We start from the raw sequence: 16,923 nt of genomic DNA, 5'->3' as shown, positions 1-16,923 counted from the left end.
TACAGATCCACCATTTGTCATGGGTGGATCAGTGCATTTTTGCCCAAAACTAACTATTATGCCAGTGATTACCCTAATGAAGCGTAGACGTCACGCTGCTTTTTCTACCATCGCTGATCTTGGAATGAAAACCAGGTATATCGGATTGTGGACAATCATGTTATTGTCTTCTTTCGGTTATACTACCGTTCAGGCAGCTGCAGGTAGAGATTCCTCTTTCAAAATTGCCAACCGAGATTTTATTAAGCCGTTTGCGGTTAAAGCTGTAACCCGAGGGCCAGGAGGCGTTACCACCGGCCTTGCTGCCTGGTATCGTGGAGATCAGGGGCTAACAGCCGCACAATGGAATGACTTTAGCGGCTCCGGGATTAATATTCCGCAGCCTGTGGTGGCTTCAAGGCCAACAGTTAATGCTGCCGGAGCGAATTTTAATCCTACTGCAGTATTTAATGGCTCAACCTTTTTTGGAAAGGGAAATGTGGTGGATGCTGCTACATCGGTGTTTGGAAACATGCAGTTAGAAAGCATGGCTGTATTTACGGCTGCTGTATCAAGTGGTACTGGAGATAATTCACTCTTTAGTCAGGAAACACAGGATGCCAGTAATAAAATATTGGTGCATCTTCCATGGTCTAACGGTAATGTATATTTTGATGCGCCTTTTACGCTACGTGCATTTGCCGCCTGGGGAGGAACTGCGAATAGAAATCATATCTGGTCATTCAAAAAAACAACTGCGAATATTGCTGTCGGTCGCGATAGGAACGTTCTTATAAATAATAACGCCGGACCTTACTCTTATACCAAAAATACTGGTAGCAATGCTTTTAATATAGGTTGTGTTCCAGGTTCCACTTCTTATTTAAAAGGGAATGTTCCAGAGCTCATCCTGTATAAAGACATTTCTACATTAACTTCCACAGATCAGCAAAAAATCGAATCATATCTGGCGTTGAAGTATGGTGTTACTCTAAACGCAAGCGATTATCTGGCTAGTGATGGCTCCAAATTCTGGACTTACAATGCTACTTATAGTAACAGAGTTACTGGCATAGGTCGTGATGATTTGTCTGCTCTTGAGCAAAAGCAATCATTAAGTGTCGACAATGGATTAGTTACACTCGCATTGGGTAATCAGGTAGCTACCAGTAATGCAGCCAATTCCTATAGCATTACTAATGATAGGTCTTTCTTTGTATTTGCAGATAATAACCTGGATGCCACCAATTATAATATTGCAGCAACAAGCCCATTAACCAACGCTGCAACAAAAAGAATAGCGCGTGTTTGGCAGGCGCAGAAAACAAATTGGGCTGATCAGACTATTACTTTAAAGACTATCATCGGAGGAACTTCGAATTGCTTATTGATCAGTAACTCCGATCCTGCATTTGCTGCCGCCAATATTACAAGGGTTATTCCATTTGAAGGAAATACTATCACTATTAATAGTAGTGATTTACCTAATGGTGCCTACTTCACATTTGCTACTCAGGTTGTAGCTCCTGGAGGAGTAGCTACCAACCTGAAGTTATGGATGAAGGCAAATGATGGAATACTTTCAGGTGATGGAGTTAAAGTTCCAATTTGGAAGAATAGTTCTGCAAATCCTTATGATGTTAGTACCCCCAGTGTAGCAAATCAGCCAACATTTTATAGTAAGACGGCAGATCAATTAGTCAATTTCAATCCCACTATTGCCTATAAAGGAACAGAAACTCCTGATACCATATTAAGAAACCGTGCAAGATTATTTCCAAATACCTCTGGATTTCAATTTATTGGAGTAGGAGTAGATAAAAGACCAAGTAATGTTCCAGGAGGGGCAGTAGCAGCCGGGTTACTAGCAACCGGAGCTGGAGGAAATCATCCGGTTTTATATTTAATAAAGCAAAATGCTACTGATAATGGTTGGGGGCCATTTATGGGTGATGGTTCACCGGCTGTCTGGACAACTGGTAATGCTATAGTTTATAATAATGGTAGCGCAGGTGCAAGTAATAAACAACCTCAGATATTTTCTATAGGTAGTACCAATGCCAGTGCAACTGCCGCTGATAATATTTTTTCCTGGGTAGATGGTTATAAAGAGAGTACTACCCTGGATGCTAAACAACATATCAATATTGGTAATGGAGTAATAGTTGGGAGTAGCGATGACAACTCTCAATGGAATGGAGCCATTCCTGAAGTATTGATCTATGACCGCCAGCTTACCGATGCTGAAATGGGTAGAGTCAATTCTTATCTCTCAATCAAATACGGTGTTACACAGGATCAACGTGCTCCTATCAATTATGTAGCCGCTGATGGAACTACAATTATATGGAATGCAGCCGCCAGTACAGCCTACAAATCAAATATCGCAGGTATAGGACGTGATGATGTTCAGGGATTAATTCAAAAGCAATCCAGAAGTGTGAATGCTGGTGGGCAAGTAGTAATCGGATTAAGTACTATTCAAAATACCAACATCGATAATATTGGCAACTTCCCTAACGATAAAGCCTATATGATGTGGAGCGATAATAATGCTCCCTTCAATTTCAGGTTTGCTGTACCTGGCCAAACCCAGGTCGGCTTCCGCATGGAAAGGGTCTGGAAGGTTCAGAAAACTGCCAACATGAATGAAAGCGTGCACTTGGCAATTCCGGCCGGTGCGTTTGGGAATACGGCTGATCCATACCTGATTATTAGTAATGATGAGACTTTTGATGGTACCGATCAATTTGTATCATTAACTTCTATCACATTACAGGGCGTAAAATATTATGCAGCCAATGTGAGCTTCAGTGCTGTTCAGTATTTCACTTTTGGCGGTTCTGTTAAAGCCCCAGGTGGAGTTGGTGGAACTGCAATGTGGGTGCGCCCGGATTATGGTACCAGTACCAACGCAGATGGTGCACCAATTAGCGCCTGGAGCGATTATATCACTCCTGCTGTTAAGGCTACAATGACCACTGCGGCAAATCAACCATTTTATGTCAACAATGCTACAGATAATGTGAACTTCAACCCGCAGGTTTTATTTAATGGTTCGCAATACCTGCTTCGGGATATTGACCAATTACCTATTGATAAAAATCCAAGAACTCTGTTTGGGTTTGGAAAAATCAAAACTCTTGCTAACAGATATATTTTATCATGGGGAACTAATAATAATAGTAATGGACAGGGGCTTGCAAGCATTACCACCAATGGAAATGGTTATTATGTGGGTATTAATGATGATGTAATTTCCAATGGGTTCTGGAAAGTAAATACTCCGGACATCCTGGTTGGTACTTATGCAGGTGCTTCTGGGTTAGATTCTGCCAAAATATTCAGCAAAACAAAATTGCTGACTGCTGTAAAAAAATTGAATTGGAGTACGGGAACTGCAGCTGGTGCAAGAATCGGAAGTTTTCTATCCGGTAGTGAAAGATGGGATGGTACATTGGGGGATATAATTGTATATCCATTTGTACTCAACGATACCGAAATGCGCCAGGTAGAATCTTATCTTGGTGTAAAGTATGGTTATACTTTAGATCAGACTTCTCCGGGCAACTACCTTGGTACAGACGGAGCTGTAATCTGGAATGCTGCCACAAATGGCCAGTATAAAGTTAACGTTGCAGCGCTGGGGTATGATGAGTCGGAGGCCTTAAACCAGAAACAATCCCGTAGTATTCATTCTGGTAGTATATTGGCAATAGGACTGGAAAATATTGCAGCTAATAACATAGCTAATAGTGCGACGTTCGACAAGAATAAGAGCTATATGTTCTGGGCTAGTAGGAGCAATGATATGACCACCATCACGAATAACCTGCCTAATGGACTGTGTTTGAGTGAACGCCTTTCTCAGCAATGGAGAGTTTCATACAACAACTTCGATCCGGCTTCCAATCAATTGGCTTTCGCTTTCGATTTAACGGGCGTAACCCAATCAGGTATAGATACCAGCGATTATTCCTTATTAATAGATAACGACGGCGATGGAGATTTTACTACCGGAAATATTACGGAAGTAAAACCTTTCGCTTACGATGCTACTACTAAAAAGGTGTCTTTCAAAAATATCAGCAACATCCCTGAAGGAGCAATTTTTACTTTAGCTACAAAACAACCGGTTAAAGTTGCTTCACTGGTTACTGCCGGCCAAACCGCTACTGTAACTTCTCTATGTAGAGATGGTGAATGGATTTATTTCAAAGATCCTACAGACGCAACTAAATATCTTGCAGCTATTAACCTAAATGGTAACACTGTTAATGTAACTGATTTCAGTGGCTCTATCTCCGATGTAAGCCAAAGCATGGCCAGTCTCGGTGCTAATAGCAATACCGATTATGGTATTCAGATTATGCAGCGCCTGTTGCATATTAAATATACCGGCGCTCCTCTCACCGTTAATGGAGGGGTTAAATTGCGTTTACTCTATAGTGATGCAGAAAAAACAGCTACTGGTACTTACTTATCAGGAACCCGTAATGTTACCGCTAACCAGAAATGGAAATGGTTCCGTCATAATACCGGAATAGCTGCTACAATTGCTGATATCACAAATGCAGACCTTAATAATATAGAAGTATTAACACCAGTTGCTTCTGGTATCCTGAATGGTGTTAATTACGTTGATTTTGAAAATGTTCAGAATTTTGATGTATTTGGTGGAGTGGTTACTGCCAACCAGGTATTCTTAATAGAGAAAGTTCAGGATGGTGCTGAAGGAACACAGGACGGACAGTTTGTTGTAAAACTACCAGGTAATACCACCGCATCAGAAGATGTAGTAATTGACTATACAATTGCTGGTACTGCTGTTAATGGAGTAGATTACCATACAATAAGCGGACAGGCAACTTTGCAGGCCGGTCAAAGCCAGGTACTAATACCAATTGAAGTAGTAGATGATGAGATCATTGAACCTACTGAAACGGTTATCCTGCATCTTACTGCAGCTACGGGCGCAACAAGTGGTAATTTCTATAACCTGAGCAGTACACAACAGGAATCAACACTCAATATAACTGACAATGATCTTAGCAAAGCAATTCTAAGTATCAGTAAAGTAACAGATCCGGCCGAACCATCTACTGATGGTGCTTTCAAAATCTCATTGCCGGCAAACGTTACCAGCAGTCAGGATATTACAATTACTTATAGCATTGCAGGTACTGCAACTAACGGAGATGATTATACTACATTAACCGGAACAGTGGTACTTCCTCACGATGTTAATGAAGTTATTGTACCGGTTCTCGTAAAAGATGATCAACTGATTGAAGGACCAGAAGATATTATTCTTACACTTACTGCCGGAACTTCATCCAGCTTCACCTTCAACTTAGCCGCAGCTAAGTCCACTACCTTAACAATTGCAGATGATGATAACACAGCTGCTACCAAAGTTATTAGCGTAACTAAAGTTGCCGATGCTGCAGAACCATCAACAAACGGAAGTTTCAAAGTGAGTCTACCAGGCAATTATGCTTCTGCTTACCCGGTAACAGTTAATTATACTATTACAGGTACCGCTACCCCAACCGACGACTACCAGGCTATTACAGGGGCAATCGTTATTCCTGCTGGTCAGACTAGTATTAATGTAGATGTATTGGTTAAAGATGATAAGATCATTGAAGGGGATGAAACTGTGATCTTCACAGTGAATGGTGGTACAGCTCCTGTTCTGGGTAGCTTCACTGCTGATAATACAAATAAGACAGCTACTGTTACTATTGCAGATGATGATAATACAACAACTAATAAGGTATTAAGTATTTCCAAGGATAAGGATGCAAAGGAACCAAATGTAAATGGCAGATTCAAAATCAATCTGCCTGCTGGTATTACAGTTTCAGAGCCGGTAACTGTGAATTATACAATTGTAGGTACTGCAACTAATGGAACTGACTATGATCAGTTAAATGGTAGTATAGTAATACCTGCTGGTGTCGGATCTGTGGATTTAGATGTTAATGTACTGGACGATAAGATTATTGAAGGGGATGAAACGGTGATAGCTACGCTGGTTAATGGAACCTCTGCTAAATTTAGTTTCACTTCAGACCCTGCAAATAAAACTGCAACAGTTACTATTGCTGATGACGACAATCTTCCTGCAAACCAGGTTATTCATATAACGAAAACTGCTGACGCTGCAGAACCTTCTACCAATGGGGCATTCGAAATAGGGTTACCAGGTAATTACAAAGCGGCTACTCCTATTACTATAAACTATGCAGTGACAGGTACTGCAATTAATGGAACTGATTATAAAACTCTTACTGGTACAGTAATCCTACCTGCCGGTTCTACAGTGGTTTCATTACCTGTTGAGGTGCTCGACGATAAGATTATTGAGGGCGATGAAACGGTGATTGTTACGCTTACTGGTACTAATGCCGGCGCTTTGGGCACGTTCACATTGGATGCAGCTAAAGCGGCTACAGTAACAATTAAGGATGATGATAACACGGCAGCAAAAATGATTTTCACTGCCATTAAAATGAATAATGGGTCCGAGCCTAACTCTGCTGGGAAATTCGGTATTTCACTAAAGGATAATACTTATACAATAGCAGAACCAGTTACTATCAGCTATACTATATCTGGTACTGCTACCAATGGTGTAGATTATAAAACACTTACTGGCACAATTGAGTTACCTGCCGGTGCAGATAAAGTTATCCTCCCGGTTGAAGTACTTGATGATAAGATTATTGAAGGTCCTGAAACTGTAATCATCACTCTAACCAATGCAATTAGTAATAATTTTACGTTTACTGTAACTACAACGCCTGTTTCACTTACCATTAATGATGATGATAATATTGCTACCAACAAAGTTATCAGCGCAGTAAAAATAAATGATGGTGCAGAGCCAAATGTTAATGGAACGTTTAGATTACAATTACCAACTGATGTAACGGCAACAGAACCGATCATCGTTCAATATACCATATCCGGTAGTGCAACCAATGAGGTAGATTACGAGAAATTAACTGGTACTGCAACTATTCCTGCTAATTCAAATGGAATAGATATAGATGTTAAAGTACTTGATGATGATATTATTGAAGGAGATGAAACTGTAATTATTACTCCTACCGGTGGTACTACCACTACTTTCGGGGCATTTACTGCGGATCCAACTCCTGCTACTGTTGTTATTAAAGATGATGATAACGTAGATAGTAATAAAGTACTCAGCATTAAGAAAACTGCGGATGCAGCCGAACCTGGTACGAATGGTGAATTTGAAATCAGCTTGCCTGCAAATGTTACGCTAACGCAGCCTGTTACGGTTAGCTATACTGTTGGGGGTACTGCTACTAATGGTACCGATTATCAAACATTAACAGGTACCGTAACTATACCAACAGGCGCTAATAAAGTGCCATTACCGTTAAATGTAATTGATGATAAAATCATTGAAGGCAATGAAACAGTAATTGTTAATATAACTGGTGGTACTGCTACTACCTACGGCGTATTCCAGGCCAGCACCACCAATGGTAGTGCTACAGCTACCATTGCAGATGATGATAATACATCAACAAATACACAACTTACAATCAATAAAATTGCTGATGCAGCCGAGCCATCCACAAATGGTAGCTTCGAAATTAATCTTCCAACCGGTATCACCTCAGCTGAGGATATCACAATAAACTATACTGTAACTGGTACCGCCACTCCGGATAAAGATTATACTGCCTTAACAGGAAAGGCTGTGATCAAGGCTGGTGATCCGGGTGTTACAGTGATCGTGAATGTTATCGATGATGAAATTATTGAGCCTACTGAAACTGTTATTGCTACATTAAACGGAGGTACCTCTGCTCACTTTACATTCACTGGTACTGCTGCAACAACTGTGAATATCGCAGATGACGATAATATTGCTGCTAATAAAGTATTAAGCATCGATAAAACAGCTGATGCGGCCGAACCATCTACTAATGGCAGCTTCACTATTAGCCTGCCAACTGGTATTACAGTTGCTGAAGATGTACTTATCAATTATGTGGTTACTGGCACTGCAACTGCAGATGATGATTATATGAATTTAACCGGTACAGTGATTTTACAGGCTGGTCAGAAAACCGTGAAATTACCGGTTGATGTAAAAGATGACTTTATCATTGAAGGTGATGAAACCGTAATTGTTACACTCAGCAATGGAACAACCGCTAATCTGGGTAATTTCACTACTTCTGCAACTAAGAAAACTGCTACTGTTATTATCGCTGATAATGATAATACTGCAGCAAATAAAGTATTACATATTACTAAAACAGCCGATGCAGCTGAACCTTCTACTAATGGTAATTTCAAAATTAGCCTGCCTGCAGATATCACAGCTGCTGAAGCAATAACTGTAAATTATACTATTGGAGGTACTGCAACTAATGGGGATGATTATGAACTGCTGTCTGGTTCTGTAGTTATTCCTGCAAACAAGAACAGTGTAAATATTCCATTACTGGTGAAAGACGATCAGATTGTGGAAGGCACTGAAACGGTTGTGCTTACACTTACTGGTGGCGCATCTGCCAACTTCACATTCGCTGTAGATCCGGTTGAAAACACTGCTACTGCAAATATCCTGGATGATGATAATGTAGCTGGCAATTCTATGCTAAGCATCGAAAAAACTACTGATGCTGCTGAACCAATAACTAATGGCTTATTTACCGTGAGTCTACCTATCGGAATTACTTATACTAAGGATATTACGGTTAACTATACGGTCAGTGGAACTGCTACTAGTGGTGCAGACTACACCGCACTTAGTGGAAGCGCCCTGATTAAAGCCGGTGCATCAAGTACCACCATCACTGTTCCTGTGTTAGATGACAAGATCATAGAGGGTATTGAAACGGTTATCGTCACACTTACAGGTGGTACTGCTGCCGGTTTTAGTCCATTTATCCCTAATCCGGCTAAGGCTATTGCGACTGTGAACATTGCAGATGATGATGATATAGCTATTAACAAAACAATTAGCATCGTAAAAACTACCGATGCTGCCGAACCTTCTACTAATGGAGCTTTCACTATCAGCTTACCTAAAGATGTAACTGTTGTGGAAGATGTAACTGTTACCTTTACCGTTACTGGTACTGCAATCAATGGTACAGATTATCAAACATTATCCGGAACTGTTAAAATCCCTGCTGGTAGCAATTCTGTTCCGGTAAATGTTACTGTAAAAGATGATAAGATTCTTGAACTTACAGAAACAGTGATCGCTACACTTAATTCGGGAAGTACTGCTTCATTTGGTGCATTTACAGTAAATGCGGCTCAGGATAACGCAACAGTTAATATTACGGATGATGATAATGTTGCTGCAAACAGAATAATAGGCGTTCTTAAAATGAATAATGGATCGGAACCTGCTATCAATGGACTATTCAGCCTTTATACTAAAAACGGTCACTATGTTTCAGAACCAGTTACTATTACCTATACTATAGGGGGTACTGCTACCAATGGTGAAGATTATAAATTGCTGACAGGAACCATTGTAATGCTGGCTGGCGACAACCAGGTCAGACTTCCTATTGAGGTGCTTGATGATCAAATAATAGAAGGAACTGAAACTGTTACAATTACCGCGGTAAATGGAGTTTCACCTAATTTCAATTTTACTTCAACGAATACTGCTGCTTCTCTAAATATCCTGGATGATGATAACACAGCTGTAAACAGAGTATTAAGCATTGTAAAAATTGCCGATGCTGCAGAACCATCAACAAACGGAAGCTTCAAGATCAGTTTGCCTGCTGGTTATACTTCTTCGTTGCCTATTAAGGTAACCTATACCATAGATGGTAGCAGCACAGCTACTCCGGATGAAGATTACACGGCCATCACTGGTGATATTATTCTACAAGCAAACAGTAACAGTGTTATTGTACCTGTAAACGTTATCGACGATCAGATAATAGAACCTATTGAAAAAGTGGTAATGAATATTACAGGCGGTACTTCAACACTGGCAGCTTATACATCAGCTCCAACTGCTTCAGTAGCCACTGTATATATTGCAGATGATGATTTCACCGCTAACAGCGATGTAGTACTTGTAACAAAAGTATCAGATGCAATTGAGGGGGGAGTACACGGACAATTTAAGATTTCTCTGCCGCCAAATGTTACTGCTTCAGAAGCTATAACTATTCAATACGATATGGGTGGTATTGCACAGAATACATTGGATTATGCTACATTAAGCGGTATAGCGATAATCAGGCCTGGTGATAATTTTGTTTTGGTTGATATAGACGCGATGGATGATGGTATCGTTGAAGGACCTGAAGATGCGATCATGTCATTGATTGCGGCCAGCTCTGATACTTATACCTTTAATATTGCTCCTGGTAAAGGAAGTGCGAGTGTAACGATTGTTGATGCCAATGCTGCGAGCAGTACTCCTATTACCGTAACCAAAACCAAGGATGCCGCTGAACCGTCAACTAATGGTAATTTCAAAGTTTCACTTACTGGCGGTACTGCCTCCTTCCCAATAACAGTAGGGTATACACTTAGTGGTGTGGCTGAATCGGGCGTAGATTATACTATTCCGGGTACTGTTATTATTCCAACAGGCGCTTCTTCTGTAGATGTACCGGTAACAGTTCTGGATGATAAAATCATTGAAGGAACAGAATATCTAGTTTTCACAGTTATTTCCGGTAGTGGGGTAAATGGTGCCAATGCCTTTATATTCCCTGCTGATGTTGTGAATTCAGCTTCTATGAATATTACGGATGATGATAATATTTCTGCAAATATGGAGTTGTCTACCTTCAAAGCTGCTGATGCTGCTGAACCATCTACAAATGGTAGCTTCAAAATCAGTTTGCCTGCTGGTTATACTGCCAGTACCGATATTAATGTTACCTATAACATTACCGGTACTGCAACCATTACAGAAGATTACAATATCGCTGGTACTGCCACTATCCCACATGGTAGAGAATTCGTGATTTTGCCAGTAAAAGTGTTGGATGATAAGATTATCGAAGGGGATGAAACTGTAATACAAACGCTAACCGGTGGAACAGATGGTAACCCTTCTCATATCTATGGTGTATCCGCTGGTAATGCTACTGCTAAAGTAACTATTGCAGATGATGATAATACAGACGCCAACAGACATTTAACTATTACAAAAGATGCTGATGCTGCCGAACCATCTACAGATGGCCGCTTCAAAATTAGTTTACCTGAGAATGTTACTTCTGCCGAAAAGATTACTGTTACGTACACAGTTAATGGAACAGCAGAAAATGGAATAGATTACCAAACATTAACTGGAACCATCGATATACCAGCTAATAAAAACTCCGTCTACCTCGATGTACCGGTGATTAATGATGATATTATTGAAGGGGATGAACTGGTTCAGGTAACGCTGACAGGTGGAACTTCTGCCAGCTGGACCTTCGGCGGTACCAATACAGCATCTCTCACCATCGCAGATGATGACGACGATGATCCATCAAACCTGGTGTTGAGAATTGATCAAACTACTAATGGAGCTGAACCTAATACTAATGGTAGCTTCAGAATTTCATTACCTGGCAACTACAGCTCAGCTAAAGACATTATACTCCAGTATACATTAAGCGGAACTGCCACCAGAAATGAAGATTATACTGTATCGGTGATAACACTACCTGCATTGGCTAAGTATGTGGATATACCTGTAAATGTAATAGACGATAAGATCATTGAACCTACGGAAACTGTAATAATGCAACTTCTCGGTGGTAAAGATGATAACTTCATCTATACTGCAGATGCTTCTGCCAATACAGGTACTGTTAATATCACGGACGATGATAACACTATATCAAATAAAAAACTTAGTGTTTCTAAAATCGCTGATGCCGCTGAGCCGAATGTAAATGGCGCCTTCAGGATTAGCTTACCTGCCGGTATCACTGCTTCAGAAGATATTACTGTGAGCTATAACATTACAGGTACTGCTACTATCAATACAGATTATTCGATCAGCAATACGGCTGTTATTAAAGCTGGTAAAGAATATACAGACGTATCTGTTGTTGTTATAGACGATAAGATTATTGAGGGAGATGAAACTGTAATAATGTCACTGGCAGGCGGTACCAATTCTGCTGTTGGAATCTTTGCTGTAGATGCTGCTAATTTCACAGCTACTCTTACCATTGCCGACGATGATAATAATTCCACCAACCAGGTGATTCTGGTAACCCGTACAGCAAATGCCAGCGAACCATCTACGCATGGAGCATTTAATGTATCCTTACCAGAAGATGTTTATTCTTCTCGCGATATCACCGTAAACTATACCATCACTGGTACTGCTACCAATGGTGTGGATTATCAGTTATTAAATGGTACAGTAACAATACCTCATGGACAAAATGCGGTTCCTGTTCCTGTAACCGTAATAAATGATGATATTATCGAATTACCTGAAACAGTAGTTTTAACAATCAATAATGGCGCTGATGGCAAATTTAATTATGCCGCCGATGCAGTTTTACATACTGCTACTGTAACCATTGCAGATGATGATGATATCACTACAAATAAGGTAATCAGCATCGAGAAAACTAAAGATGCTGCCGAACCGAATCAGGATGGAGAGTTTACTATAAGTTTACCAGGTAATGTAACCTCAGTAGACGACATCACAATAAACTATACCATAACCGGTACTGCTGTAAATGGTGAGGATTATACTATCAGCGCAAGTGCAACTATCCTGGCTGGTAAGAATAAAGTTGTTGTACCGGTTCATGTACTTGATGATAAAATCATTGAAGATGATGAAACAGTGGTTCTGACATTAAATAATGCTTCAGCCATCCACTTCACCGGCTTTACAATCAACCCAGCTAAAAATACTGCTACGGTAACTATTGCAGACGATGATGCTAATGATTCAAATAATAAATTATTAAGCATTAAGAAAATTAAGGATGCTGCAGAACCTGCCGATAATGGTACTTTCAGAATCAGCCTCCCTGCCGGTATTACAGCTTCAGAAGATATAACTGTACAATACACTGTTGCAGGAACTGCTGAAAATGGAATAGATTATCAGGAGCTGACAGGATCAATAATTATCCCGGCTGGTAGAACAGATGTCGATTTACCAGTTGAAGTATTAGATGATAATATTATAGAAGAGAATGAAACAGTGATTGTTACTTTAACAGGTGGTTCTACTTCTAAGTTTACATTTGCTCCTTCTCCTACCGCCTCAAATGCTACAGTAGTTATTGTAGACGATGAAAATACAGTAGCAAATAGAATAATCAGTGTTACTAAAGGAAGTGATGCAGGCGAACCTGATGTGAATGGTTCATTCATCTTTAGTTTGCCATCAGGCCTTATTGCATCATCTCCAATAACAATAAATTATAGTATTGGTGGTACTGCTACCCCTGGTGCCGATTATCAGACGCTTAGCGGTTCTGTAGTAATTCCGGCTGGTCAACCGCGAATTGTAGTACCGGTAACCGTAATAGATGACCAGATTTTAGAAGAAACAGAAACTGTTTCTGCTTCTATCACTGCTGCTTCAGGTACTGGCATTGGCAACTTCGCTGCCAGCAGTACTAATGGTAGCGCAGTAGTATTAATCACAGATGATGATAACATTGCTGCAAACAGAGTATTGAGTGTAGTTAAAACTACAGATGCTGCCGAGCCTGGTACTAATGGTTCGTTTACCATCAGTCTTCCTGCTGGTAAAACGTTAACAGATGATGTTGTAATTAATTATAAGCTAAGTGGAACTGCCGATAAGGGAGATGATTATACTATCAGCGCTACTGCAACAATAAAAGCCGGACAGTCGGGTGTAGTAGTTCCTGTAGTAGTGTTAGACGATCAGATCATCGAAGGTGATGAAACAGTTATACTAACATTAACTGGAGGAAAGTCTAACAACTTTGGCAACTTCACTGCTGATCTTACTAATGGAGCTGCAACAGTTACTATATCAGATGATGATAATACCGCAACTAACAAAAAGCTAAGTATTATTAAAAAGGCCGATGCTGCTGAACCATCTACAAATGGCTCGTTCGAGGTAGCCTTACCAACTGGTATTACAGTGTCTGAAGATGTTACGGTAAACTATACCATCACAGGTACTGCTATTAACGGAACAGATTACACTATAGCTTCTACCGCTGTAATTAAAGCGGGTCAGGAAAAGGTACTCATTCCGGTAACCGTACTCGATGATAAGATCATTGAAGGTGATGAAACAGTGATCCTGACATTAACCGGTGGTACTTCTGCTAAATTTACATTCACTCCGGATCCCGCAGCCACCAGCGCTACACTAATCATCACAGATGATGAAAACACTGCAATAAACAAGGTAATTAGTGTAACTAAAGGTAGCGATGCTGCCGAACCTAATACAAATGGTTCATTCATCTTTAGCCTGCCAGTTGGTATTACAGCTTCAGAGGCAATAACTGTGAACTATAATGTTACTGGTACTGCTATCGCAGGCACCGATTATCAAACTCTCAGCGGTACAGTTACTATCCAGCCTGGGCAGCCAAATGCAACTGTAACAGTAACCGTAATTGATGATCAGATTATTGAGGAAACAGAAACGGTTATTGCTACTATAACCAGTGCTTCTGGTACTGTATTAGGCAATTTCGCAGCCAGCGCTACTAATGGAAATGCAGTAGTTGAGATTGCGGATGACGATAACGTAGCTGCAAACAAAGTACTGACAGTAGTTAAACCAGCGGATGCAGCTGAACCAGGAACTAACGGTTCATTTACTATCAGTCTGCCAACCGGAATCAGTTTAACAGATGATGTGGTTGTTAACTATACACTGAGCGGAACTGCTACGAATGGAGACGATTATACTATCAGTGCTTCTGCTACAATTCAGGCAGGTTCGCCTTCTGTTGTTATTCCGGTGATAGTGTTGGATGATAAGATCATTGAAGGAGATGAAACAGTGACGCTAACATTAACCGGTGGTACATCTGTTAAGTTTGGCAACTTCACTGCCGATCCAATTAATAAAGTAGCAACTGTTACCATCGCTGACGATGATAATACTGCAACCAATATGATGTTGGGAGTATCCAAAGTTGCTGATGCCGCGGAACCTTCTACTAATGGTTCGTTCATGGTAAGCTTACCAGCTGGTATTTCAGCAGCGGAAGATATTACTGTTAACTATACCATTACAGGTACGGCTATTAACGGAACAGACTATACAATATCTTCTTCTGCTACAATTAAGGCTAAAGACGAGAATGTAATTATTCCGGTAACTGTATTGGATGATCAGATTATAGAAGGTGATGAAACCGTGATTCTGACGCTAACAGGAGGTACAACTTCCAGCATTGGTAATTTCACTGTCAATAATACAAAAGCTTCTGCTACTGTAACAATTGCGGATGATGACAATTCGGCGGCAAATCTTGTTCTGAATATTACAGCATCTAAACCAAATGCAGCGGAACCGTCAACTAACGGCGAGTTTACAATTTCTCTACCTGCTAATATTACATCTGCTGTTCCGATCACAGTACAGTATACTGTAACTGGTACTGCGCAATCAGGCATCGATTACAAAGCACTTACCGGTACTGCAACAATCCTGGCTAATACTAATAGTGTAATCATTCCGGTAGAGATTATCGATAATATGATCCAGGATGGTACACGCACTGTTATAGCTACAGTAACAAGTGGTATTGGTGGTAGGTGGAACTTTGTACCTGGTATAAATAAAACAGCAACTGTTAGTATCGCAGATAATGATATTGAAAGCTTCGATACATGGAAAACTGTTGCATTACCTGCTGGTAACAATACAGGTGTTGTTCATCCAAATGAACAATTAACATACACCATCTTTGTTCGTAATACTGGAAATGTACCACTTACTCAAATCTCAATTTCTGATCCAGTTCCGGCAAATACTATTTATGTAAGTGGTGGTACACTGAATGGTAACGTTGTTGATTTCACTATCAATAACCTGATGCCAGGTGCTACTACAAATGTAAATCTGATAGTTAAAACACCAGCTTCGCTAGCCGGAGTTACATCTATCACTAATACAGCTCAGGTAACTGATGGAAAACAAACCAAATCTACCGGCGGGTGCGATCCTTCTGCCCCTGGATGTAATGGCCAGACAGGTACTGTGATAGGTGCAAGTAATATTAGTGGTGACCTTACAATTACGAAATCGGTAATTCAGCCTCCAACAGGTATTTATCGTATGGGTCAGGATATCACTTATAGCATTAAAGTGAAGAGTGTAGGAACTGCAACATTCACTAATGTAGTAGTGGAAGATATACTACCTCCAAACCTGGAAGTTCCTAAAGCAACAACTGTTACTGCGGGTCAGGTAACCAAAGAAGCTTCTACCGGTAAAATTATCTGGACTATCGCTAGTCTGGCTGCTGGTGAAGAACAAGAGCTGAAGATAACCTGCAGGATCATAGAAGGTGGTGATATCGTAAACACTGCCACTGTAATAGCTAACGAGCCAGAAATTGATAATACCAATAACACCGCTGTTGTTACTACGAAAGTAGAAGGCGCTGATCTTACCTTCCCGAATGTATTCACTCCAAATGGTGATGGTAAGAATGAACGCTTTATCATAGGTGGACTAGAAAAATATCCTGGATCATCGATCTACATCTATAACCGTTGGGGTAGTATGGTTTATCAATCTAAAGATTATCGCAACAATTGGGATGGATCACAACTGAATGAAGGTACTTATTACTATATCCTGGAAGTAAGAAAACCGCAAGGGGTTACTCACTATAAGGGTTGGATTCAATTATTAAGATAGAAGATAGTAGCAGGTCTCTATAGAGACCTGCTATAATATAGGTGTTAACTAAAGCA

1 protein-coding gene is annotated in these 16,923 nt (G+C 40.3%); it reads left to right on the top strand.

Going from position 1 to position 16,923, the window contains the following annotated elements; all coding sequences use genetic code 11:
- Window positions 1-58 precede the first annotated feature (58 nt).
- Window positions 59-16,867: a Calx-beta domain-containing protein gene (locus DVR12_RS22120; RefSeq protein WP_158563336.1), complete on the top strand. Its 16,809-nt coding sequence runs from the start codon at window positions 59-61 to the stop codon at window positions 16,865-16,867.
- Window positions 16,868-16,923 lie beyond the last annotated feature (56 nt).

Source organism: Chitinophaga silvatica (assembly GCF_003419895.1).
Lineage (GTDB): Bacteria > Bacteroidota > Bacteroidia > Chitinophagales > Chitinophagaceae > Chitinophaga > Chitinophaga silvatica.
The sequence above is the reverse complement of the archived record's forward strand: the minus strand, read 5'-3'. Positions and strand labels throughout refer to the sequence as shown.